Genomic DNA, 22,404 nt, shown 5'->3' on the forward strand with positions numbered 1-22,404 from the left:
CCCTCCATCGCGCAGCGTCTGCTGCGTGCCCGGCTACAGGTTTAAGCAATGCGTTATAAGGTCTCCTGAAAGAGACGCGGTTAATCTCATCCGGGTGCGGAAGGTGAATTTAACCATACTTGATCCCGGTTTACGGATTATTATCCGTAAGCGGACGTGGTTAACGCGCGTAAACCAAGCTTCAGCCGGCCGGTCTGAGGATGGCGGCATATTGCGCCACGTCCACATTCCCGCCCGAAAGGATGATGCCGATCCGCTTGCCCTTCATGGCCTCGGGCACACCCCGCAGCGCCGCCGCCAGCGCGGCAGACCCGCCCGGCTCGGCCACGACACGCAGATAGCGGAACGCCATCCGCATCGCCTCGCGCACCTCTTCATCGGAAACCCGCAAAGCGCCCGCCAACTGGCGCTGGCCCAGCGCAAAGGTGAGATAGCCCGGCTTTGGCGTGAGGATCGCGTCACAGATCGAGCGTGTGCCCGGCGCGTTGGCAAGAATTTCGCCCGCTTCCAGAGACCGCGCCCAGTCATCATGCGCCTCGGGCTCAGCGGCCCATATCTGCGTTGCCGGGGACAGCTGCCCGAAGGCCAGCGCCACGCCATTGATCAGCCCGCCGCCGCCAGCGGGGGAAATCAGATGGTCCAGCGGCTTGCCCATCGCCTCGGCCTGGCGCGCGAACTCAAGCCCCGCCGTGCCCTGCCCGGCGATGATGTCAAAATCATCATAACTCGGAACAATGACCGCCCCGCGCTCAGCCGCCAGCCGCGCGCAGATTTCCTCGCGGTCCTCCGTGTTGCGATCATAAAGGTAAACCTCGCCGCCATCGGCGATCACCCCGTCCACCTTCACCTGAGGCGCGTCCGCCGGCATCACGATGATCGCCGGCATCCCCAGCAGCTTCGCTGCCCGCGCCACGCCCTGCGCATGGTTGCCGGAGGAAAACGCCACCACGCCGGCCTTCTTTCCCTCAGGCGGCACCTGCGCCAGCCGGTTCATCGCCCCCCGGATCTTGAAACTCCCGGTCACCTGCAGGCATTCGGCCTTGATCAGCACCTCCGCCCCGGCAGCTTCGTCGAGCGCCTCATGGCTGAGCACGGGCGTCTCTCGCACCACGCCGCGCTGGCGCTCGGCAGCGGCAAGAACATCTTCGAAAGCGGGGAGTTTCAGCGTCTGGGTCATGCCGCGGTCCTAACCAGAACAGCGCCGCTGCGTAAAGCGGGTAAACGGCCCGCCCATCCCACATCATGTGACAGGATATTTCACCCCGTCATCCCGAGCCGCCCCCTTAACCCCTCTCCCTCCGGGAGAGGAGGGGCCCGCCGCCAAAGGCGGTGGGAGGTGAGGGCTGCGACAGTCCGGCTAAAAGAGCCTCAAAGCCCCTGCGCGGTCTTCTTCACGAGGGCGCGGGCAAAGTCTGCCGTGTCCGGATTGTCCAGCGCGTGGGCGAGGACGGCGTCGAAATAGCCGGTCTTGTTGCCGCAGTCGTGGACGCTGCCTTCAAACTCGTAGGCGTAGAAGTCCTGGATTTCCATCAGCTTGGCCATCGAGTCCGTCAGCTGGATCTCCCCGCCCGCGCCCGCGCCCTGCTTCTCCAGAAGGGCGAAGATTTCCGGCTGCAGGATGTAGCGGCCGGTAATGGCAAGGTTTGACGGCGCGCTCTCGCGCGGCGGCTTCTCCACCATGCCGGACATCTTGATCAGGCGGCCATCCCGCGAGACCGGCGCGATCACGCCATAGGAAGAGACACGCTCCTCCGGCACGGGGTCGACCGCGATGACATTGCCGCCGACCTTGTCATAGGCGTCGACCATCTGCTTGAGGCTCGAGGGCTTGCCCTTCACGATCACATCGGGAAGCAGCACGGCGAACGGCTCGTTGCCGATCACATCGCGCGCGCACCAGACGGCATGGCCAAGGCCGAGGGGCTGTTGCTGGCGCACGAAGCTCGACGAGCCCGCCGGGAGGCGCGAAGCCTCGACCTGTTTGAGGATGTCGGTCTTGTTCTTTGCCTTCAGCTGGGTCTCCAGCTCATAGGCATGGTCGAAATAGTCCTCGATGGCGCCCTTGCCGCGCCCGGTCACGAACACGATGTGCTCGATCCCCGCTTCCAGCGCCTCGTCCACCACATACTGGATCACCGGCCGGTCGACGACGGGGAGCAGCTCCTTCGGGATGGCCTTGGTGGCCGGCAGCACACGGGTGCCGAGCCCGGCAACGGGAAGAACAGCTTTTCTGACGCGCATGCGCGTAAAACTCCTTGAAACCCGGCAGTGACCTAGCGTCCCGGTTCGCCGCTGTCCAGCAAATCGCCGGTCAGGGGAATTCCGGTCAGACGCCGCTCTGGATGACCAGCGCCGCCAGCCAGGTCGACAGCGCGACCACCAGCAGCATGGTGAAGATGCGCGTCAGCCGGCTTTCATTCTGCGGGGAGAAGGCCGCCTCGAGGCGCGCGTGAAGAATGTGAACCGGGGAATGGTGTCCCGTACGCGCCGGCGCCTCTGCCGTCTCGCTGGCGGGGGTGGCCGCTGGCGTTTCCGGTTCCTGGTCGAGAGGTTTCTTGACGGCGTTCATGGGGTCACCCTGGGGGATCTGATTGTCCCGATTTGTCCGAGTTTGTCCCAAAACTGACCTAACATGACCCTAACGCGGCAGCGAAAATTCTCAAGAATGCCGCCAAATGGCCCGCAATGTCAGCGATTTGCGCGCTCCAGCCGCCCGTCAGCATTTTTTCTGACGCCAAATACATCTGCCAGCGTCCCGGCCGACAGCGCCGCCTCCGGCGCCCCGTCCGCCACCAGCGCGCCCGCCTGCATCACCAGGATACGCGGGCAGAACCGCGCCGCCAGTTCCAGATCGTGCAGCACGATCAGAAGCGTCCGCCCCGCCGCCGCCTCCGCCGCCAGCGCCCGCATCAGGTCCAGCTGATGGGCCACATCCAGCGCCGCGCACGGCTCGTCCAGCAGCAGCACCGGCGCTGGAGAGGCCAGCAGCCGCGCCAGATGCACCCGCGCCTGTTCCCCGCCCGACAGCGCCTGAAATGGCCGCCCGGAAAGGTGGGCCGCGTCCGCCTTGTCCAACGCCTCGCACACGGCTGCCCGATCGGCCTGCCCCATCCGGTCAAAAGGCGCCGGCGCCTGCGCAAACCGGCCCAGCGCCACCACATCCTCCACCACCAGGTTCCACGCCACAGGCCGGGTCTGGGGCAGCCAGGCCAGGTGCCTCGCCCGCTCCCGGACGGTCAGCTTATCCGCCGGATAGCCGCCTATGCGAACCTCGCCGGCAGAAGGCGTCACCCCCGCCAGCGCCTTCAGCACCGAACTCTTGCCCGCCCCGTTGGGCCCCACCAGCGCGGCCATCTCGCCGTCATTCAGCCAGAAGGAAACGTCCCGCGCCACCTCCTGCCCATTCAGCGTCACGGTCAGGTGCTCAGCCGAAATCATGCAGACGCCCTCCCCAGCCGCGCGGCGATCCAGATGAACACCGGCCCGCCCACCAGCGCGGCCGCCACGCCCAGCTTCAACTCCTGCTGGAAGGGCAGCACGCGGATCGCAATATCCGCCGCCATCAGGATGATCCCCGCCAGCAGGGCCGAAGGGATCAGCAGCCGCTGCGGATCATGCCGCACGAACGGGCGGATCACATGCGGCGCCACGATGCCCACAAAGCCGATGGTGCCCGCCGTCGCCACGCTGGCGCCCGCCAGCAGTGAGGTGCCCCCAATCACCAGCAGGCGGATGCGCGCGGGATCGGCGCCAAGGCTCCTTGCCGTCTCGTCGCCAAAGCTCAGCGCCCGCAGCCCCGGCCCCGCCAGGAACACCAGCGCCGCCCCGATCACCCATCCGGGCGCCCCCAGGAGGATGTCCGCCCAGGAGCGGTTGGCCACAGAGCCCATCATCCAGTTCACCAGATCCGCCAGGCTATAGGGGTTGGGCGCCATGTTGAGAGCCAGAGACATCAGCGCCCCGGCAAAGCTCGACAGGCCAATCCCGATCAGCAGCAGCGTCACACTCCCTGCCCCGCGTATCGCGGCGAAGACCAGCAGCAGCGTCGCCACGCTCGCGCCCAGAATGGCCGCCACCGGCACGGCAAAGCTGTTCACCGCCGCAAATCCGAAGAAGATCGCCACCACCGCGCCCAGCGCCGAGAAGGCAGACACACCCAGCACGCCCGGCTCGGCCAGCGGATTCTGCAGTAACCCCTGCAGCGCCGCCCCGGCCAGTCCCAAAGCGGCGCCTACGGCAAATGCCGCCACAGCGCGCGGCAGGCGCAGTTCCCAGACAATCGCCTGCACGCGCTCATCGCCCTGCCCGGCCAGCGCCGCCAGCGCGTCGCTCACCGGCACTGCGGCTGTGCCCACAATCGCCGAAAGCGCAAACAGCACGGCCGCCACCAGCGCCAGCCCAAGCGTCAACCGGCTCATCGCGCCGCCTCCAGCGCTGCGGCAATATCCGCCGCCTCATCGGCCACGAACCAGCCGCCGCAGGACACGCGGGCCTCATCCATGTCGATCACCTGCGCCTTCGCCATCAGCCGCCGCATCACCGGATGGCGCGAAACGGACCACCGGTCGGTTGCGTCATCGTCAAATCCGAAAAACGCCGCCAGGATCAGCCCCGGCGGGTCCATCACCAGACTTTCCAGCGGCAGGCTTGTCCAGCCTGATCCTGTATTGGCGTTCTCAAGGCCAGCATGGGTCATGATGGACGCGATCATCGTATCCTTGCCCGCGCTCACGCCGCCGGGCGTCACATAAAGCGCCTTGCGCCCGCTCGGCGCAGCGGGCTTCGGGACGGCAGCAAGAATGGCTTCCGCCCGCGGCCCCTGCCCGATGGCGGCGGCCACTTCGCGCAGCAGGCCGCCCGTGCCTTCAACGTCATTTGCATAGCCGATCTGGACGGTACGGATGCCGAAACGCTGATAAAGCCCCAGGGCCCGCGCGTCCCCGCCCCAGCTGCGCACGACCACATCCGGAGCGAGCGCGACGACATCCTCTGCCGCCGCGCGCACCTTGGGAATGCCTGCCGCCCTGCCTCTCAGATGACTGAACTGGCGTTCGCTGTCCTTGGAGAGCGCAAGGATCTGCTCCCGGTCTGCCAGCGCCAGCACGAACTGGTCGGCGCAATAGTCCAGCGACACAATCGTCGGCCGTGGCGATGGGAAGACCGGCTCTGCCGAAGCAAAGCCGGTCAGCCCCATCAGGAGCAAGGCGGCAAGCCGCAGTCTCACCGCAGCTTCAGTCCCACGAAGACGCCGGCGCCAGGGCCATTATAGCCATAAACGTCTGTCGCGGTTTCATCGAAGATGTTCTCGCCGCGCAGCGTGATGGCAATACGCTCCGTCAGCGGATATTCTGCCGTGACGGACGCCAGCGTATACGCGCCGAGCGTAACCGGGCGCGCCGGGAACGGACCGAAATCGGTGTCTCCCTGATCGCCCACATAGTCGAGCGCCGCGCCGAGGCGCAGGCCATCCGGCCTCACCGTCCAGTCAATCGCCAGCGAGGCAGTGGCGTCCGGAATGCGGATTTCATCCACGCCGTTATTGTCCTGCGAGTCGAAGAAGGTCGCCTGGCCGGAGACAGCGAGGTTTGCCAGCGCCTGCCAGCGCGCCGCAAGTTCGACGCCGCTACGCTCGCTGTCGGTCGCGCGGTTGGCCGCCGTGGAGGTGAAGTCCGGATTGAACGCGGTGTAGATTTCGTTCTCCAGATCGGCATTGAAGTAGGTCGCCGAATAGCTGAACGGGCCAACCGTCTGCTCCCAGCCGATTTCCCAGCTGGTGGATTCTTCCGGCTTCAGGTCCGGATTGCCGATAAAGCTGCCGGGGAAGAAGCCAAACAGCTCCGTGAACGTCGGGTTCTTCACACCCGTGCCAACCGAGCCCCGCACGCGCCCGCCGATCTGCTCGAACGCATAGCCCGCGCCCAGGCGCCAGGTGGTCGCATCTTCAAACCGGCCTTTATTGTCGTCATGACGCGCCGATGCGGAAAAGTCGAAGTCGCCCGCCGCAAGGCGGTATTCGCCGGCAAAACCAACAGACTCAAACGCTTCGGACGCGTCCGTGCCACCGCCATACTGAACATCGCGGCGGTCATAGGTTTCGCGCTCATAGTCCACCAGACCGGTCAGCGTGTGAACGCCGGTGGTGTAGCTTGGCGACCAGGCGAGCTTCGTGCGCTTGCCTTTGGCGTCATCGGTCTTTGCCCCGGCTCTGAAATTGTCGCGCTCCACCTGATTGAAGCTGGCGCGGATGACATGATCGAGCGGCCCATAGGTGCCCGTCAGCGCGCCGCCGATCAGCCACTGATCTGCCTCGGTGCGATGGTCAGTATCGTTGAGAAGGCCATCAAAGTCCGTATCCGCATCGAACTCGGACTCCGTCTGCCGGGCAAGCCCCACCAGAGAGAGCGCCCAGTCCGCCCCCAGCTCAAGCTTGCTGGTCAGAAGGCCGGAAAACGCTTCGGAGCCATCCTTGCCGCCGCCGGTGCCCGAGGTGTCCACGCCGTCGGTGGTGAAGCCGGTCACGGCAGCGCCAAACTTCGGCCCGCCATAGCCAAGCGCGCCGCGCACGGTGCCAAAGCTGCCGGCTTCGGCATACGCATTTAGCCCCGCTTCCCGCGCCGCCGAAAGCGACACCACACCGCCAATCGCGTCTGATCCGTGGATCGAAGACGCCGCCCCGCGCAGCACTTCGATGCGGCCAACCGGCAGCGCGGTCAGCAGGCCGAAATCAGTCTCCCCGTTCACCGGATCGGAAATCTCGATGCCCTCGAAGAGAACCAGCGTGTGGTTGGCCTCGGCGCCGCGCATGCGCACCTGGGTCAGCCCCCCAACAGCGCCCGAGCGGGAGACGGCCACGCCCGGAACCGCGCGAAGCTGGTCCACCGGGTTCGGCGACAGGCGAACGGCCAGATCCTCCGGCGTCAGTACGGATACGGAGGATGTTACGCTATCGAGTTCAATGGCGCGCAGGCCGGAAACTTCAACTGGGTCGAGCACGCGGGTTTCTTCAGCCTGCGCGATGGATGCGTTGAGGACGAGCGCAGAAGCGCCCATGAGTGTGAGTCTGAGGAACATCGGTCCACAGGTCCTTCTTTGGCCGGAGGGCTTTTAGCCCTTTCGCGGCGGGTTCATGACATGTCGCATGAACGGAAGGTTGCCTTCCGCGGCCCTACGCCTGTACCCGGACGGCGAGCCAACGACGGCAACAGGCAGGTCTCCTGACTTCGCGGATCATCGCCGGGGTGAGCTGCCTTCCCGGTTTCCCAGTGGCGTGTGGCTCACACGGCTCCCCGCTCACAGTTACGGGCATAGCGCCGGATTCCCACCGGCTTCCCTTTTCACCCGGACTTTACCGGGCACCTGTTGCGTAACGCGGCTGTAATGCGAATTTTGCGGCGCGGCAAGCGGCAAGGCTTCGGGCTCCGAAGGTGGGGAAGCGCAGAGGATTTGGCCGACGCGCCCATTCCTCAACCTTCCGGTTGCGTCATCCCGGTTTCGCCAGAGGCGAAGACCGGGATCCAGTTTCCGGCGGCACTGCTGGGCCCCGGACATTTGCTGCGCAAATTCCGGGGTGACGAACCTGCGATACAGGGTCATCCGTCCACGCCCACACAGGGCCGTGGTCAATCAAAGACTATTTAGCAAATGCCCGCCATCAACCACGAGCGTCGAGCCTGTCATGAAGCTCCCGGCATCCGAGGCCAGCAGCAGCAGCGGCCCGGCCAGTTCGTTGATGTCGCCGATGCGGCGCATGGCGATCCGGCGGATCATCTGCAGGCCCTGTTCGCTCTCGAGGAACTCGTCATTGATCTCGGTCTTGAAATAGCCCGGCGCGATCGCGTTCACGCGCACGCCATAGCGGGCCATCTCCAGCGCCATTTGGCGGGTCATGTGGTCAACCCCGGCCTTCGACACGCAATAGGCCGTCGTCATAGCCTGGGGGTGGAGGCCCGTGATCGAGGCGATGTTGATGATCGAGCCCTTCGCCTTGGCGGCCACCATAGCGTTCGCGCCGTGCTTGGCCACGCGCCACACACCGGTGAGGTTGGTGTCGATCACGGCGTTCCAGTCTTCCTCGCTCATGTCGCGGAACCAGCCTTCGCGCGACATGCCGGAATTGTTGACGATGATGTCAGCCGGGCGGCCAAGGGCCTCCTTGATGGAATCAAAGGCGGCGACGATGCTGCCATCATCGGTCACATCCATGGCCACCGACAGCGCATTCCCGCCCTTGCGGGTGATCGCGCCCGCCACTTCTTCCAGCCGGTCCATCCGCCGTGCCGCCAGGACAACCGTAGCCCCGGCATCGGACAGAACATGCGCAAAATGGCGGCCCAGGCCGCTTGACGCTCCGGTAACCAGAGCCACGCGATTAGCCAGACTAAACATACTCATGCCCTAAACCCTCAAAATAACTATTGCACGGCGCAAAGTTTAACCTAATCCAAGTGCCTATGAAGATATCAGTGCTCAAAGAACGGCGACCCGGCGAGACCCGCGTGGCGGCAACTCCGGAGACAGTCAAGAAGCTAATTGGCCTGGGCCACACGGTCACGGTCGAGGGAGGAGCAGGAACCGTTGCCGGTTTCCTGGACGCAGCCTTTACCGAAGCAGGCGCCAGCATCGCTGGCTCGGCTGCCGAGGCGGCAAGCGGCGCGGACATTGTGTTCAAGGTCCGCCGCCCGGAACCTGGCGAGATCGCCGCCCTGCCCGAAGGCGCGGCGCTGATCGCGCTGATGGAGCCCTACGCCTATCCGGCCGAGGAACTCGCCGCGCTGAACGCGAAGAAGATCGCGGCGCTCTCGATGGAGTTCACGCCCCGAATCACGCGGGCCCAGTCGATGGACGCGCTCTCGTCCCAGTCAAACCTTGCCGGCTACCGGTCGGTCATTGAAGGCGCGCAGATCTATGGCCGCGCCATGCCGATGATGATGACCGCGGCCGGCACAGTCGCCCCGGCCAAGGTGTTCATCATGGGCGCCGGCGTCGCCGGCCTCCAGGCCATCGCCACCGCCCGCCGTCTCGGCGCGGTCGTCACGGCCAATGATGTGCGCCCCGCCGCCAAGGAACAGGTCGCCTCGCTCGGCGCCAAGTTCATCGCGGTCGAGGATGACGAGTTCAAGGCGGCCGAAACCTCGGGCGGCTATGCCAAGGAAATGTCGCCCGAATACCAGGCGAAGCAAGCTGCCCTCACCGCCAGCCACATCGCCAAGCAGGATATTGTCGTCACCACGGCGCTGATCCCCGGCCGCCCGGCGCCCGTGCTGATCACCGAAGAGATGGTCAAATCGATGAAGCCCGGCTCGGTCATCGTCGACATGGCCGTCTCCCAGGGCGGCAACTGCCCGCTCTCCAAGGCCGATGAGATCGTCGATGTGGGCGGCGTCAAAGTGGCCGGGTTCTCAAACCTGCCCGCCCGCCTGCCGGCTGACGCCTCGTCCCTCTACGCCAAAAACCTGCTCGCCTTCATTCCGCTGATCACGGCCGAAGGCGGCGCCCTCACCCTCGACACTGAGGATGAAGTCGTCGTCGCCATGCTGCTCACCCGGAACGGCGCAACCGTTAGCGAAAGGCTGAAGTGATGAAACGCGCTCTTGCCAGCTCCCTCGCCCTTGCCGCTTTCGCGCTCCCGGCCTTTGCCGATGCCGGCGGCATCAACTCCACCGTATTCCTGGCCGCGATCTTCGCGCTCGCCTGCTTCGTCGGCTACTATGTCGTCTGGTCGGTCACGCCCGCGCTGCACACGCCGCTGATGGCCGTGACCAACGCGATTTCGTCCGTGATCGTCGTCGGCGCGCTCGTCGCGGCGGCCGCCCACGGCCTCAGCTCGGAAGGCTGGGTCGCCAAGATACTCGGCGCCATCGCGGTTGCCCTCGCCAGTGTCAACATCTTCGGCGGCTTCCTCGTCACCCAGCGCATGCTGGCCATGTATAAGAAGAAGGGACAGTAAGCCTTGGAACAGTTCCACTCGACCTGGGCGCCCCTGCTCTATCTCGTCTCGGGCATCCTCTTCATCCTCGCCCTGCGCGGCCTTTCCAGCCCGGCCACCAGCCAGAAGGGCAACCGCAACGGCATGATCGGCATGACCATTGCGGTCGCCACCACGATCATCCTGCTCTGGGACCTGCTGGACCCGGCCACCTGGGGCCTGATGATCGGCGCGGTCGCCATCGGCGGCACCATCGGCGCGATCATCGCGCGCAAAATTCCGATGACGGACATGCCCCAGCTCGTCGCCGCCTTCCACTCGCTCGTCGGCCTTGCCGCCGTGCTGGTCGCGTCGGCCGCGCTCTATGCGCCGGGCAGCTTCGGCATCCTGGGTGTCACGGGCATCAACCCCGTCTCCCTCATCGAACTCGGCCTCGGCTCGGCCATCGGCGCGCTGACCTTCACCGGTTCGGTCATCGCCTTTGCCAAACTCAACGGCAATATGAGCGGCGCGCCGATCCTGCTGCCCGCCCGCCACGTGCTCAACATCGCCCTTGGCGTCGGCATCATCGCCCTGATGGTGATCCTCATCCAGTCCGGCGGCAGCGCCCACTGGGCCTTCTGGGGTCTGACGGTTCTGGCGCTGATCCTCGGCATCACGCTCATCATCCCGATCGGCGGGGCAGACATGCCCGTCGTCGTCTCGATGCTGAACTCGTATTCCGGCTGGGCCGCCGCGGCGCTGGGCTTCACGCTCGGCAACTTCGCCCTGATCATCACCGGCGCGCTCGTCGGCTCCTCGGGCGCGATCCTTTCCTACATCATGTGCAAAGGCATGAACCGCAGCTTCATCTCGGTCATCCTTGGCGGCTTTGGCGGGGAAGACGCAGCGGCCGCTGCGGGCGGCGCGAAGGTAGACCGGCCTTACAAGCGCGGCTCGGCCGAAGACGCCGCCTTCATCATGAAGAACGCCTCCAAGGTCATCATCGTGCCGGGCTATGGCATGGCGGTCGCCCAGGCCCAGCACGCGCTGAAGGAAATGGCTGAAAAGCTGAAAGCCGAAGGCGTCGAAGTGAAATACGCCATCCACCCCGTCGCGGGCCGGATGCCGGGCCACATGAACGTCCTCCTCGCCGAAGCGCAGGTGCCCTATGATGAGGTTTTCGAGCTGGAAGACATCAACTCGGAATTCTCCGCCTCCGATGTCGCCTTCGTCATCGGCGCCAACGATGTGACCAACCCCGCCGCCAAGACCGACAAGACCTCGCCGATCTATGGCATGCCCATCCTCGACGTGGAAAACGCCCGCACGGTGCTGTTCATCAAGCGCTCGATGGGCTCTGGCTATGCCGGCATCGAGAACGAGCTGTTCTTCCACGACAACACGATGATGCTGCTCGCCGACGCCAAGAAGATGGTCGAGGACATCGTCAAGGCGCTGTAGGGCGTTCATCTGCACCCAAACAAAAGGCGGGCTCGCACTGCGATGCCCGCCTTTTTTGATCCGGATACCCGCCCATCCTTCGACTTCGCTCAGGATGAGCTCCGAGGTGTAGCGCTTCTATCGAGAAGCTCATCCTGAGCGAAGTCGAAGGATAGAGCGGGCTCAGCTCACGCCCCCACGCCCCGCGCCCCAAACACCACAATCTTGTTCGCCACATCATGGCCAATGTCCGCCCGGCCAAGATACGCGATGCCGCTGCGCGCGCACCAGTGCCGCGCAATCTCTTCCTCATCCTGCCCGAAATCGACATCATTCACCGGGATCGGCCCGCACCGGCCGAGCCGGATGCCGGCGGCCGCGCGCACCGTCTCGCTGGAGGTCAGCGTGAACATCAGCCGGTCCAGCCGGTAATGATACTCGCCCACATCCTCGATCAGCAGCGTCGCCCCGGAAAGGTCGGGCGCATGCACCGTCCCGATCAAACTCGCCAGTACACTGATATTATACGCCGCGTACTTTCCCGGCGCGAGCGTGCCAGGCTCAACGCCCGCCTCGCCGTCCGCCCCGCTCAGAAACCCGATCGCCCGGCGCACGGCGGCCTCGCCGCCCTCGCGCAGAATGTCCGCCGGCATCGGCCCATGCGCCACCCGGCCAATCCCATCGCGTGCCAGCCGCGCCAGCAGGAACCCGGTATCGCTATACCCCATATACGTCTTGCGCCGCGCCGCCGCGCCCAGCCGCTCAAACGCCATATCCAGTAACCGGCAAGCCCCATACCCCCCCCGCGCAAACCAGATCGCATCGAGGCTGGGATCATTGGCAAACTGGGCGAAAGCGTCCGCCCGAGCGGCATCCGACCCGGCGAAGTGGCCATCGTGCAGGAAGCATTGGGGGTGGAAGAAGAGTTCGACCGCATCCCCCGCAATGGCCGTTACACGGTCCGCAATGCCTTCGTCTAGCACCCGCCCAGGCGCGACAATGCCGATACGTGTCACCTTCGCGCCCATGTCACTTTCCCAGAGTTGCGGATGCAGTTTAAGCGGTGTTCCCGCGAAATTGGAACTGGCTTAGACTCACACAACCAACCAACGCACTTGAATCATGCAATTTTTGATAGCTAATCTTCATAGTAGACTGCCTGCGATTCATGCGGTGAAACAACTAAGATTTAGTCAGATGTTTGGAACAATTGCTATCGGAGACTGTTGAAGATGCGAATTCGAGACTTGGAAGACGCAATTGAGAAAGCGCTGACCCCGTTCATTGAAGACATCGTGATCACGAAGGACGGTATATCCGGACAGCTCTTAGAAGAGGGCAAATGGATTAAAGGGCGTTTTGAAAAAAACATCCGCATCGATCAGCCTACGCATGGAGTTGGTCAAACGCACGCGCATGTTTATGGTCGCAAGGGAGACGAGCACGTGGTTGTGAATGTGGACGGCAGCGCAAGCCACAAAAGCAAGGGACGTTTGCATGACAAGGACGCTGACGCACTAAGAGAGATTGGGTTCAACATCCCCAACGATAACATTGTGGAATGCGAGCAAATCGAAGCTCTACCCTCACTTTTGCTAGGCTAGGATTTTAACTCAAACGTGCGCATCAGCGCTCGAACTGAGTTCGTGCTGATCAACATAAAAGCCAACTCACCAAAATCGCCACGATGGTGCGTGGCCAACCCCTGCTGTAGAACTCCATCATGACCGAAAAGAATCGCTACTTCTTCTGTGGCATTGGCGGCTCCGGCATGTTGCCGCTGGCGCTCATCCTGCTCGATCAGGGCCATGTCATCGAGGGCTCGGATCGCTCCCTCGATCAGGGGCGCACGCCGGCGAAGTTTGACTATCTGCGCGCGCGCGGCATCCGCCTGTATCCGCAGGATGGCAGCGGCGTGACCCGCCCGGATCAGGTCGTCGTCGCGTCGGCCGCCGTGGAAGACACCGTGCCCGATATTGCCGCCGCCCTGCGCGTCGGCGCAAAGCGGATGAGCCGGGCGCAGATGCTCTCGGCAATCTTCAACGCCGCGCCCACGGCCATCGGCGTGGCGGGCACGAGCGGCAAATCCACCACCACCGGCATGATCGCCTGGATACTCCACGCGACGGGCAAAAGCCCGACCGTGATGAACGGCGCCGTGATGAAGAATTTCCAGACGCCAGACGCCCTCTTCGCCAGCTCCCTCGTCGGCACCAGCGGCATCTTCGTCTCCGAAGTGGACGAAAGCGATGGCTCGATTGCGGGGTATAATCCGCGCGTCGCGGTCGTCTCCAACATCTCGCTCGACCATAAATCCATGGACGAGCTGCGCGCGCTCTTTGGCGGCTTCGCGGCGCGGGCCGAAACGGTCGTACTGAACCTCGACAATGACGAGACCGCGCGGATGGCAGCAGACTTTCCGGATGCCATCACCTACAGCCTCGAGACCCCCGCCGCCCACCTCACAGCGCGGGAGATCGCGCCCGCGCCGACGCACATCACTTTCTCCGTACACGACCAAAAAAGCGGCGAGACCGCTTCCATCCGCCTCGCCACGCCGGGCCGCCACAACGTCTCCAATGCCCTGGCCGCCATCGCCGCCAGCCTTGCCTGCGGCGTCACACTCGCCGAAGCAGCAGAGGCGCTCGGCAGCTTCGCCGGCATCTCCCGCCGCTTCGATGTGATCGGCACGGAAGGCGGCGTCACCGTGATCGATGATTTCGGCCACAACCCGGACAAGATCGCCGCCACCCTGCGCACGGTAAACCAGTTCCCCGGCCGCGTGCTGGTGATGTTCCAGCCCCATGGCTTCGGCCCCCTGCGCAACATGCGCCGGGAATTTGCCGCCTGCTTTGCGGAAAATCTCGACCCCGAAGACATCCTCCTGATGCCGGAACCGGCTTACTTTGGCGGCACGGTCGACCGCTCCGTCGGCAGCCAGGATCTTGCCGCAGACATCCGCGCCCTTGGCCGCCACGCCGAGGCGCTGGGCGATCGGGCTGCCTGCGGCGCCCGCCTTCTGGAGCTGGCTGAGCCGGGAGACCGTATCCTCGTCATGGGCGCGCGCGATGACACCCTCACCCTCTTTGCGCAGGAGTTGCTGGCGAGCCTCAAGGCGCGGCCGAAGGGGTAAAAAACTCCAACGCCGTTGGAGTTTTTGCCCCGCTCGTTGGAGGATTGGTTGGAGTTTTTTGAGGACTTTGAGGGCGTTTTCAGCCCCCGCCGCCCTGCCCGATATAGCCGAGCGTGGTGGCCAGGCGGATCGTCTGCGAGCGGCCAGAAACGCCGAGCTTCCGGCTGGCATTGGTCATGTGAAAGCGCACAGTCGGGGCCGAAACGCCCATGATGGTGGCGATTTCGGCGTCGGTTTTGCCTGCCGCCGCCCATTTCAGGCACTGGGCTTCGCGGCGGGTAAACTCCACCAGCTCCGTAGCGGCCGCCGGCAGCGCCGCGTCGCGGTAAGCCGACAGGAAGCGCAGGGCCAGCAGGTAAAGCGCCGCCCCGTGTTCCTTGAAAATACGGGAAATATCGGCTGACGCGTCGTCCGTCGCCCAGACTATGGCGCCAATCACGCCCATCGGGGAATGGATCGGCGCAATGATCGCCCCTTCCACCCCGTAGGAGCCATAGGCGTCCGGATCGATGTGCTGGTTGACGCCGTCGAGCGCGCGCACCTGCCGCCAGCTGTGCATCTTACCCTCTTGATAAAAAAAGGGTTCTCCGCAGACGCGCACAACGCGGATGATGCCCGCGCGCAGGGCAAAGGCCCGGTCTTTCCAGTAGGCGAGGTTCGGGTCTACCCAGCGGAACACCGTCTCGGCCAGCGGCCGGCCATCATCGCCCACCACCGGCGAGGGGTCGGAAATGTCCGCGCTGACGGCGATATAGGGCAGGCCAATATCCCGCCCGGCCTGGTCGATCTCCCGCGCCAGGCGCATGACCTCGCCGAATGCCGGTTCGCGGCCGTCGCTGTCCATCAAAAGAGGCCCTATCAATTCCGTCAGCTTGCCTCGCGCTGGCCCGCTTGCTCCAACTTCAGAAAAGCCAAAGATAAAAACCGGGAGGCGACGCAATGAACCTAGATCTGTCACCGCAGGATATTGAATTTCAGCAAGAAGTGCGAGCCTTCCTCAAGGACAAGCTGACCCCGGAACTGGCCGCTGCCGGGCGTTTGGCCACCAGTGTCTTCATCGAGCCGGAATTCACCCTGCCCTGGCAGCGCATCCTGCATGAACGCGGCTGGGTGGCGCCGCATTGGCCGAAGGAGTATGGCGGCCCCGGCTGGAGCGAGATGCAGCGCTATATCTTTGCCAGCGAGTGCGCCCGCGCAGGCGCGCCGGGGCTGGCGCCGATGGGGCTTGGCATGGTGGGCCCCTGCATCATCGGCTACGGCACGCCGGAGCAGAAAGCCCAATATCTGCCGCGGATTCTGTCGGGCGAAGACTATTGGTGCCAGGGCTATTCGGAGCCGGGATCGGGCTCGGATCTGGCGTCGTTGCAGCTGCGGGCGGTGAGCGATGGCGACGATTACGTGCTGAACGGCACCAAGATCTGGACCACCCATGCCCATCACGCCAACAAGATGTTCTGCCTGGTGCGGACTGATCCGGAGGCGAAGCAACAGAAGGGCATCACCTTCCTGCTGCTGGACATGAACACGCCGGGAATCAAGGTCGATCCGATCATCACGCTGGCGGGGGAGCATGAGCTGAACCAGGTGTTCTTCGATGATGTGCGGGTGCCCAAATCCGGGCGGCTGGGCGAGGAGAATGATGGCTGGTCGGTGGCAAAATATCTTTTGGAATTCGAGCGTTCGGGCGGTTCCTCTGCAGGCCTGGAAGCCGGGATCGCGCGGCTGCAGCGTTACGTGACGGGCCTTGGCGACGCGGACCTGATGCGCCGGGCGGCGGAGCTGTCCACGCGGCTGGAGGCCATCAAGGGCACCGAGCAGCGCATCCTGTCGGCCGTCTCCAGCGGCAAGCCGCCGGGGCCGGCCGCATCAATGCTGAAAATTCAACGCACTGAGCTGATGCAGGCGGTGGATGAGGTGGCCGTGATGGCCAATGGCCTCTATGCGGGCGTGCATCAGCTGGACGCCGTTCACCCCCTTTCCAACACCCCGCCGATCGGGCCGGCAGAGCTGGTGACGGCGATGCCGCGCTACCTCAACAACCGGGCGGGATCGATCTATGGCGGGTCGAATGAGGTGCAGCGGGGGATCATCGCCAAGGGAGTTTTGGGACTTTAGGAGAGGGGCGCTTTTTTTTGGCTGGGAGGCCCTGAAGGGGGCAGAGGCACCGCAAACTACTGAAAAACCGGGACATTTTCGCGACATTTCCGGTCACGCGGCGGACAGGGCGTGGACAAATCCGGACAGTTTCGGACAAATCCGGACACTTTCGGACGCGGCGCGGACAGGCCCGGACGCTGATGGAACTGATCGGCACTTCCCACGTTACCTGCTTACCAGGGGCGCCGCTCTGCCGCCGCGCCCGATGGTCTTCAGACAAGCAGGAAGGGAAGCAGCCATGGCACGACGTTCGACGCAATCGGGCAAGGGGAATGGCGGGGAGCTGCATCAGGCGCCTTCCGGCAAGTCAGGCACTCTGACCACCAATCATGGGGTGCCGGTATCTGACAATCAGAACAGCCTGCGCGCCGGACCGGCCGGCCCTACCCTGCTGGAAGATTTTGTTCTCAGGGAGAAGATATTCCACTTCGACCATGAGCGTATCCCGGAGCGGATTGTGCATGCCCGTGGCAGCGCGGCGCATGGCTTTTTCGAGTGCACGGAGGCGATCCCCTCCCTCAGCCGGGCGAGCCTGTTTGCGGAAAAGGGAAAGAGAACGCCCGTTTTTGCGCGTTTCTCCACCGTGGCCGGCGGCGCAGGATCGGTGGACACGCCGCGGGATGTGCGCGGGTTTGCGGTCAAGTTTTACACCGATGAGGGCAACTGGGATCTGGTGGGCAACAATATCCCGGTCTTCTTCATTCAGGACGCGATCAAGTTCCCCGACCTCATCCATTCGGTGAAGATGGAAGCAGACCGGGGCTTTCCCCAGGCAGCCAGCGCGCATGATACTTTCTGGGATTTCGTATCCCTGATGCCGGAAACCCTGCACACCATGATCTGGGCGATGTCCGACCGGGCGATCCCGCGCTCCTACCGCATGATGCAGGGCTTTGGCGTTCACACATTCCGGCTGGTGAATGCGAAGGGAAAATCGACATTCGTGAAGTTCCACTGGAAACCGAAACTCGGCGTACAGTCTCTGATCTGGGACGAATCCAACAAGCTGCAGGGCGCCGACAATGACTTTCACCGGCGAGACCTGTGGGAAGCCATCGATGCGGGAGATTTCCCGGAATGGGATTTCGGCATCCAGATAATCCCGGACAAGCTGGCGGCAGAACTGCCCTATAACATTCTGGACGCCACCAAGATTGTGCCGGAAGAAATTGCCCCTGTACGGATTATCGGCCGCATGGTGCTCAACCGCAATCCGGACAACCACTTCGCCGAAACCGAACAGGCAGCGTTCCTGCCCTCGAATGTTGTGCCCGGCATCGACTTCACCAATGATCCGCTTCTTCAGGGACGGCTGTTCTCCTATCTCGACACCCAGAAATCCAGGCTGGGCACGACCAATTTCCACCAGATCCCCATCAACGCCCCCAAATGCCCGTTTGCAAACCTGCAGCGCGACGGGATGATGCAGACACATGTTCACAAGGGGCGGGCGAATTATGAACCCAACTCCCTGGATGAAGCCGGAGAAGACCCCGGCCCGCGCGCATCTGCCGAAGGCTTCCGGACGTATGCGGACAATACGGAACTTGGCAATGACCCTTCCGAGAAGGTCCGGGTGCGCGATGAGACCTTTGGGGATCATTACAGCCAGCCGAGGATGTTCTGGCGGTCGCAGACGGAGAATGAGCAGGCCCACATCGCCTCAGCGCTGGTGTTCGAGCTGTCGAAAGTGGAACTGGACCATGTGCGCAAGCGCGTCCTGTCCGTGCTGCGGAATATTGACGAAATGCTGGCGCAGCGGGTGGCTGACGGGCTTGGCACGAAACTTCCGCCCGCCGCGCCGGCCTTCAAGCCGCCGCTCGACCTTGAGCCTTCAGACGCGCTCTCCATTCAGAAGAACTGGCAGAAGACGCTGAAGGGCCGCAAGGTGGGTATTCTGTTCTCGGACGGGTCTGACATGGCCACAATCGAGGCCCTGAAAACCGAAATCGAGAGCAAGGGCGGCAGCGTGTTTCTCGTGGCCCCGAAGATCGGCCCGCTGAAGGTCAAAGGCGGATCGCTCAAGGCAGATGGCCAGCTGGCAGGCTCGCCCTCGATGCTGTTTGACGCCGTGGCGATGGTGCTGATGCCGGATGAAGTGGCCAAGCTGATGAAAGAGGCCGCTGCGCGCGACTGGGTGCAGAACGCCTATGCGCATCTCAAGGCCATCGGCTATTGCCCCGGCTCCAAGGCCCTGTTGGAGGATTGCGGGCTGGCGTTTGATGACGGCGTGATCCCGAACGAAAAATTCGTGAAGGCTGCAACCCGGCGATACTGGGACCGCGAGCCCGGATTGCGCGATCTGGCATGAGGAACACAAGTCACCAGAGGCGCAGATGACAAAATCCGGACGGGCCGCCGACACGCGCAAGGACGATCTGCGGACCGGGAAACCCTTCTGGCTGACGCAGCCCGGCGGCTCTGTGAATTTCAGCGCAGACCCCGGACGCGACCGCGCCGATGTGATCATTGTGGGCGCCGGGATAAGCGGCGCGCTGCTGGCCGAAGCGCTGACGAGGGCTGGCAAGCGCGTGCTGATCCTCGACCGGCGCGCGCCGGTAAGGGGCTCCACCCCCGCCTCGACCGCGATGATCCAGCATGAAATCGATGTGCCGCTGAACGACCTGCGCAAACAGATGACGCCGCGCGCGGCCAACGCCGCCTGGCGCCGGTCGGTTCGGGCGGTATCTGACCTGGTGGAGCTGACCGCTGACCTTACCATCGACTGCCGGATGCAGGCCAAGCCCGCGCTCTATCTGGCCGGCGACCAGATGGACGGCAAGGCGCTGGAGGCCGAGGCGGCGGCGCGGCGCCGGATTGGCATCCAGGCAGAGTTTCTGAGCCCCGCCCGCCTCCTGGAAACCTATGGGCTGGAGCGCGATGGGGCCATTCTTTCCCACGATTCTGCCAGCGCCAATCCGGCGCAGCTTGCCGCCGGCCTGCTGCGCGCTGCCCAGAAGCGGGGCGCCGTAATTGCCGCGCCGGTGGAGGTGAGCGACTTTGCAGAGCTGCCTTCGGGCGTCGCGCTCGCGACGAAAGACGGCCGCGTGCTGACGGCAGATCATGCCGTGTTCTGCACCGGCTATGAGTTTCTCAAACAGATGCAGAGCCCGCAGCACAGGGTGACCTCCACATGGGCCATCGCGACCCGGAAAATCAGGGACATGCCCGGCTGGATGAAGGAGACGATCGTGTGGGAAGCGTCTGACCCCTACCTCTATTTCAGGGCTGATCAGAGCGGCCGCCTTATCGCGGGCGGGGAGGACGAAGAGACATCGGAGAAGAACAGCCGGCATTCGGTGCTGCGGCGCAAGGCGCGGGAGATTGCCTCGAAACTCCAGGCGCTGACGGGCATACCCATCGGCAAACCCGATTATCGCTGGGCCGCGCCCTTCAGCGTGACGGAGGACGGCCTGCCGATCATTGACCGGGTGGAGGGCCATGAGCGGGTTTATGCCGTGATGGGCTTTGGCGGAAATGGCATCACCTTTTCCATGATCGCCGCGCAGATTATCGCCGCCGCCATAGACGGCGGGAGGGACCCGGATGCGGGCCTGTTTGCGCTGAGGTGAAAGACCGGGGGCGAACGGGCAGCGGCGAGCCCGCGCTGAGCGGCTATCTTACTGATAATCCAGGAGAAAATGGTGTGCCCAACAGGGTTCGAACCTGTGACCTACTGATTAAAAGTCAGTTGCTCTACCAGCTGAGCTATGGGCACGAATGACTGGCCGGAACCAATCGAAGCGGCCATTTAGGCCGGGAGTCGGGGCCGGTCAACACTTCCCTGCACGCAGAGGCTTGATGTGGCCATATTTTTCACATCTGATTGCCGGATGCGACACATTGCACTGCCTGTTCTGGCCGCCCTGATGCTTTCCGCCTGCGCGAGCGGGGGGCAGAATACCTCCGAAAACGGCTCGATGAGCCGCACCATCGGCTCTGCCGCCAGCGATGCGGCCGGCCAGACCCGCGATGGCCTTGCCGGGGCCGCCTCCGCCCCGCTGGACGACTTCAACCTGCGCCGCCGCGAAATTCCACAGCTTCTGGCGGGCATGGCCTCTCCCTATGGCCCGGAAGAGGAAATGACCTGCGCGCGGATTGCCATGGACGTGACCGAGCTGGACGCCGTGCTGGGCCGGGACTGGGACAGCGGCACGCCGGACGAGCGGCTGAACAGCGAGATCCTGGCCGATGAGGCTGCCGATGCGGCGCTCGATACCGTGCGCAATGTGTCGACCGGGTGGATCCCCTTCCGGGGCCTCGTGCGGCAGGCGACCGGCGCGCAAAGCCATGAGAAGAAATACAATCAGGCCTTCAAGATCGGCGCCCAGAGGCGGGCGTATCTGAAGGGCTATGGCCAGGCGCTGGGCTGTCCCCTGCCCGCGCAGCCGGATTTCGGCTCGCTGAAGCTGCTCGAGAAAGACAACAAGATTCAGTATAAGTAGGGTCACGCCCTGAGGGGCTGCGCTAGCCGGCTGGACGGCTCATCCTGAGCGAAGTCGAAGGACGAGCCGGTGCTCGCCCAGCGCTGTGGGGCCATCCTTCGACTTCGCTCAGGATGAGCGTCTGATTTCGGGCTACCCGCGCTTAGCGTTCCGTGCCCGCCTTGGGTTTTGACTTGGTGTTTTCCCAGCGGGCGGAAAGCTCGGCGCGCAGGGCTTCGAAGCGGCCTTCGGCGATGGCGGTGCGCATCTCGGCCATCAGCGCCTGGAAGAAGGCGGTGTTGTGCCAGGAGAGCAGCATGGGGCCGAGATATTCGCCGGCCTTGAAGAGGTGATGCAGGTAAGCGCGGGAATAGTCCTGGCTGGCGGGGCAATTGATGGCCTCGTCGAGCGGGTTCGTGTCTTCGGCGAATTTGGCGTTGTTGAGATTGAGCGGGCCGTCCCATGTCCAGGCCTGGCCGTGGCGGCCGGAGCGGGTGGGCAGGACGCAGTCGAACATGTCGATGCCGCGGGCGACGCTCTCTACAAGGTCAATCGGCTTGCCCACACCCATGACATAGCGGGGCATGGGGTCTGGCAGATGCGGCACGGTCATGTCGATGGTGGCGCACATCTGGTCGTGGCCTTCGCCGACGGCGAGACCGCCGAGCGCGATGCCGCCGAAGCCCTGCGCGGTGACGCCCTTGGCGGAGCGTTCGCGCAGGTCCGGGAAGTTTGAGCCCTGGATGATGCCGAAGAGGGTTTGGGTGTCGCGGTCTCCGAAAGCTTCAAGGCTGCGCTCGCCCCATTTGAGGGACAGCTCGAGGCTGCGTTCGGCTTCCTCATGCGTACACGGAAAGTTCGTGCACTCATCAAGCTGCATGGAGATGTCCGCGCCCAGAAGGTCTGCCTGGATCTCGATGGAACGGGCTGGCGTCAGCCGGTGGGTGGAGCCGTCGATATGGCTCTGGAAGGTGACGCCGTCGCCGTCCATCTTGCGGAGCTGGGCGAGCGACCAGACCTGGAAGCCGCCAGAGTCTGTCAGCATCGGGCCGGACCAGCCGGAGAATTTATGCAGGCCGCCCAGCTTCTTGACGCGCTCGGCGCCGGGGCGGAGCATCAGATGGTAGGTGTTGCCGAGGATGATATCGGCCCCTGCCCCTTTGACCTGGTCCATATAGAGGGCCTTCACCGTGCCGGCGGTGCCGACGGGCATGAAGGCGGGTGTGCGGATGTCGCCGCGCGGGGTTTTCAGGCGCCCGGTGCGCGCCTTGCCCTCGCGGGCGGAGATTTCAAAGGGGAACGTGGCCATGGGGCGGGCGTATAGGCGCGCGGGGGCGCGAAGC

Annotated in this window: 20 protein-coding genes, 1 tRNA gene and 1 riboswitch; of the genes, 9 read left to right on the forward strand and 12 right to left on the reverse strand. The window is 64.2% G+C overall.

What is annotated here, in order from left to right; genetic code table 11:
- Window positions 1-181: 181 nt before the first annotated feature.
- From C0456_RS10915 to C0456_RS10950, 8 genes are all read right to left on the reverse strand, one after another.
- Window positions 182-1,177 carry a threonine/serine dehydratase gene (locus tag C0456_RS10915; RefSeq protein WP_291051705.1) on the reverse strand — a complete coding sequence of 332 codons (996 nt, stop codon included), beginning with the start codon at window positions 1,175-1,177 and terminating at the stop codon, window positions 182-184.
- 191 nt (window positions 1,178-1,368) lie between these two features.
- Window positions 1,369-2,241: a UTP--glucose-1-phosphate uridylyltransferase GalU gene (gene galU, locus C0456_RS10920; protein ID WP_291051708.1), complete on the reverse strand. Its 873-nt coding sequence runs from the start codon at window positions 2,239-2,241 to the stop codon at window positions 1,369-1,371.
- Window positions 2,242-2,326: 85 nt separating this feature from the next.
- A complete protein-coding gene (locus C0456_RS10925) occupies window positions 2,327-2,569 on the reverse strand; it encodes a hypothetical protein (protein WP_291051710.1) in 243 nt (80 codons plus the stop codon).
- A gap of 119 nt (window positions 2,570-2,688) precedes the next feature.
- Window positions 2,689-3,438 (reverse strand): ABC transporter ATP-binding protein, encoded by a 750-nt coding sequence (locus C0456_RS10930; RefSeq protein WP_291051713.1) that lies wholly within the window; start codon window positions 3,436-3,438, stop codon window positions 2,689-2,691.
- Window positions 3,435-4,418, reverse strand: a complete 984-nt coding sequence (locus C0456_RS10935) for an iron ABC transporter permease (RefSeq protein ID WP_291051716.1) — start codon at window positions 4,416-4,418, stop codon at window positions 3,435-3,437. Before C0456_RS10935 ends, C0456_RS10930 begins: the two co-directional genes overlap by 4 nt.
- Complete coding sequence (locus C0456_RS10940) at window positions 4,415-5,224, reverse strand: hypothetical protein (protein ID WP_291051719.1); 810 nt, start codon at window positions 5,222-5,224, stop codon at window positions 4,415-4,417. The genes C0456_RS10935 and C0456_RS10940 overlap by 4 nt, the downstream gene beginning before the upstream one ends.
- On the reverse strand, window positions 5,221-7,071 hold the full coding sequence (locus C0456_RS10945) for a TonB-dependent siderophore receptor (RefSeq protein ID WP_291051722.1): 1,851 nt from the start codon (window positions 7,069-7,071) through the stop codon (window positions 5,221-5,223). Before C0456_RS10945 ends, C0456_RS10940 begins: the two co-directional genes overlap by 4 nt.
- A 115-nt stretch (window positions 7,072-7,186) precedes the next feature.
- A riboswitch (cobalamin riboswitch) is annotated at window positions 7,187-7,375 on the reverse strand.
- A gap of 248 nt (window positions 7,376-7,623) precedes the next feature.
- Window positions 7,624-8,391: an SDR family oxidoreductase gene (locus C0456_RS10950; RefSeq protein ID WP_291051725.1), complete on the reverse strand. Its 768-nt coding sequence runs from the start codon at window positions 8,389-8,391 to the stop codon at window positions 7,624-7,626.
- Between the two features lie 59 nt (window positions 8,392-8,450).
- On the opposite strand from C0456_RS10950, the gene C0456_RS10955 reads away from it, so the two are divergent.
- The 3 genes from C0456_RS10955 to C0456_RS10965 are packed head-to-tail and all read left to right on the forward strand — an operon-like array spanning window position 8,451 to window position 11,368.
- On the forward strand, window positions 8,451-9,578 hold the full coding sequence (locus C0456_RS10955) for a Re/Si-specific NAD(P)(+) transhydrogenase subunit alpha (RefSeq protein ID WP_291051728.1): 1,128 nt from the start codon (window positions 8,451-8,453) through the stop codon (window positions 9,576-9,578).
- Entirely contained in the window at window positions 9,578-9,946 is a 369-nt protein-coding gene (locus C0456_RS10960; protein ID WP_291051731.1) for a proton-translocating transhydrogenase family protein, read from the forward strand. Before C0456_RS10955 ends, C0456_RS10960 begins: the two co-directional genes overlap by 1 nt.
- Before the next feature lie 3 nt (window positions 9,947-9,949).
- A complete protein-coding gene (locus tag C0456_RS10965; protein WP_291051734.1) occupies window positions 9,950-11,368 on the forward strand; it encodes an NAD(P)(+) transhydrogenase (Re/Si-specific) subunit beta in 1,419 nt (472 codons plus the stop codon).
- 167 nt (window positions 11,369-11,535) lie between these two features.
- Here the strand turns inward: C0456_RS10965 and C0456_RS10970 are convergent, their stop codons facing one another.
- The gene (locus tag C0456_RS10970) at window positions 11,536-12,375 is read right to left on the reverse strand and encodes an LD-carboxypeptidase (protein WP_291051737.1); all 840 of its coding nucleotides are present in this window, start codon (window positions 12,373-12,375) and stop codon (window positions 11,536-11,538) included.
- A gap of 204 nt (window positions 12,376-12,579) precedes the next feature.
- Here C0456_RS10970 and C0456_RS10975 point away from each other — a divergent pair, with 204 nt between their 5' ends.
- Together C0456_RS10975 and murC are read left to right on the forward strand one after the other, a co-directional pair.
- Window positions 12,580-12,951: a hypothetical protein gene (locus tag C0456_RS10975; RefSeq protein WP_291051739.1), complete on the forward strand. Its 372-nt coding sequence runs from the start codon at window positions 12,580-12,582 to the stop codon at window positions 12,949-12,951.
- A gap of 119 nt (window positions 12,952-13,070) precedes the next feature.
- On the forward strand, window positions 13,071-14,480 hold the full coding sequence (gene murC, locus C0456_RS10980; protein ID WP_291051742.1) for a Mur ligase family protein: 1,410 nt from the start codon (window positions 13,071-13,073) through the stop codon (window positions 14,478-14,480).
- A gap of 79 nt (window positions 14,481-14,559) precedes the next feature.
- Here the strand turns inward: murC and C0456_RS10985 are convergent, their stop codons facing one another.
- Entirely contained in the window at window positions 14,560-15,324 is a 765-nt protein-coding gene (locus tag C0456_RS10985) for a LuxR C-terminal-related transcriptional regulator (RefSeq protein ID WP_291051745.1), read from the reverse strand.
- 95 nt (window positions 15,325-15,419) lie between these two features.
- Between C0456_RS10985 and C0456_RS10990 the strand changes: the two genes are divergently transcribed.
- The 3 genes from C0456_RS10990 to C0456_RS11000 all read left to right on the forward strand — a co-directional run bounded on the left by C0456_RS10990 (window position 15,420) and on the right by C0456_RS11000 (window position 20,209).
- Window positions 15,420-16,595 (forward strand): acyl-CoA dehydrogenase family protein, encoded by a 1,176-nt coding sequence (locus C0456_RS10990; RefSeq protein WP_291051747.1) that lies wholly within the window; start codon window positions 15,420-15,422, stop codon window positions 16,593-16,595.
- Window positions 16,596-16,875: 280 nt separating this feature from the next.
- On the forward strand, window positions 16,876-18,948 hold the full coding sequence (locus tag C0456_RS10995) for a catalase (protein ID WP_291051749.1): 2,073 nt from the start codon (window positions 16,876-16,878) through the stop codon (window positions 18,946-18,948).
- 25 nt (window positions 18,949-18,973) lie between these two features.
- Window positions 18,974-20,209, forward strand: coding sequence for an FAD-dependent oxidoreductase (locus tag C0456_RS11000; protein ID WP_291051751.1), 1,236 nt, complete (start codon window positions 18,974-18,976; stop codon window positions 20,207-20,209).
- Between the two features lie 70 nt (window positions 20,210-20,279).
- Here the strand turns inward: C0456_RS11000 and C0456_RS11005 are convergent.
- Window positions 20,280-20,355: transfer RNA gene (locus tag C0456_RS11005), tRNA-Lys, on the reverse strand.
- A 115-nt stretch (window positions 20,356-20,470) separates the two neighbouring features.
- Here C0456_RS11005 and C0456_RS11010 point away from each other — a divergent pair.
- Complete coding sequence (locus C0456_RS11010) at window positions 20,471-21,082, forward strand: hypothetical protein (protein ID WP_291051754.1); 612 nt, start codon at window positions 20,471-20,473, stop codon at window positions 21,080-21,082.
- 142 nt (window positions 21,083-21,224) lie between these two features.
- Here C0456_RS11010 and tgt read toward each other — a convergent pair whose 3' ends face one another.
- The gene (tgt, locus tag C0456_RS11015; RefSeq protein ID WP_291051757.1) at window positions 21,225-22,370 is read right to left on the reverse strand and encodes a tRNA guanosine(34) transglycosylase Tgt; all 1,146 of its coding nucleotides are present in this window, start codon (window positions 22,368-22,370) and stop codon (window positions 21,225-21,227) included.
- Between the last annotated feature and the right edge of the window lie 34 nt (window positions 22,371-22,404).

This window comes from Hyphomonas sp. (assembly GCF_013823385.1).
Classification (GTDB): domain Bacteria; phylum Pseudomonadota; class Alphaproteobacteria; order Caulobacterales; family Hyphomonadaceae; genus Hyphomonas.

What these genes read in the sequence shown, in the direction of transcription:
- C0456_RS10970 (WP_291051737.1), bottom strand. Translation starts at nt 12,375, where the DNA reads ATGGGCGCGAAGGTGACACGTATCGGCATTGTCGCGCCTGGGCGGGTG.
- C0456_RS11000 (WP_291051751.1), top strand. Translation starts at nt 18,974, where the DNA reads ATGACAAAATCCGGACGGGCCGCCGACACGCGCAAGGACGATCTGCGG.
- C0456_RS10930 (WP_291051713.1), bottom strand. Translation starts at nt 3,438, where the DNA reads ATGATTTCGGCTGAGCACCTGACCGTGACGCTGAATGGGCAGGAGGTG.
- C0456_RS10950 (WP_291051725.1), bottom strand. Translation starts at nt 8,391, where the DNA reads ATGAGTATGTTTAGTCTGGCTAATCGCGTGGCTCTGGTTACCGGAGCG.
- C0456_RS10945 (WP_291051722.1), bottom strand. Translation starts at nt 7,071, where the DNA reads ATGTTCCTCAGACTCACACTCATGGGCGCTTCTGCGCTCGTCCTCAAC.
- galU (WP_291051708.1), bottom strand. Translation starts at nt 2,241, where the DNA reads ATGCGCGTCAGAAAAGCTGTTCTTCCCGTTGCCGGGCTCGGCACCCGT.
- C0456_RS11010 (WP_291051754.1), top strand. Translation starts at nt 20,471, where the DNA reads ATGCGACACATTGCACTGCCTGTTCTGGCCGCCCTGATGCTTTCCGCC.
- C0456_RS10975 (WP_291051739.1), top strand. Translation starts at nt 12,580, where the DNA reads ATGCGAATTCGAGACTTGGAAGACGCAATTGAGAAAGCGCTGACCCCG.
- C0456_RS10995 (WP_291051749.1), top strand. Translation starts at nt 16,876, where the DNA reads ATGGCACGACGTTCGACGCAATCGGGCAAGGGGAATGGCGGGGAGCTG.
- C0456_RS10955 (WP_291051728.1), top strand. Translation starts at nt 8,451, where the DNA reads ATGAAGATATCAGTGCTCAAAGAACGGCGACCCGGCGAGACCCGCGTG.
- C0456_RS10990 (WP_291051747.1), top strand. Translation starts at nt 15,420, where the DNA reads ATGAACCTAGATCTGTCACCGCAGGATATTGAATTTCAGCAAGAAGTG.
- C0456_RS10960 (WP_291051731.1), top strand. Translation starts at nt 9,578, where the DNA reads ATGAAACGCGCTCTTGCCAGCTCCCTCGCCCTTGCCGCTTTCGCGCTC.
- C0456_RS10925 (WP_291051710.1), bottom strand. Translation starts at nt 2,569, where the DNA reads ATGAACGCCGTCAAGAAACCTCTCGACCAGGAACCGGAAACGCCAGCG.
- C0456_RS10935 (WP_291051716.1), bottom strand. Translation starts at nt 4,418, where the DNA reads ATGAGCCGGTTGACGCTTGGGCTGGCGCTGGTGGCGGCCGTGCTGTTT.
- tgt (WP_291051757.1), bottom strand. Translation starts at nt 22,370, where the DNA reads ATGGCCACGTTCCCCTTTGAAATCTCCGCCCGCGAGGGCAAGGCGCGC.
- C0456_RS10915 (WP_291051705.1), bottom strand. Translation starts at nt 1,177, where the DNA reads ATGACCCAGACGCTGAAACTCCCCGCTTTCGAAGATGTTCTTGCCGCT.
- C0456_RS10985 (WP_291051745.1), bottom strand. Translation starts at nt 15,324, where the DNA reads ATGGACAGCGACGGCCGCGAACCGGCATTCGGCGAGGTCATGCGCCTG.
- murC (WP_291051742.1), top strand. Translation starts at nt 13,071, where the DNA reads ATGACCGAAAAGAATCGCTACTTCTTCTGTGGCATTGGCGGCTCCGGC.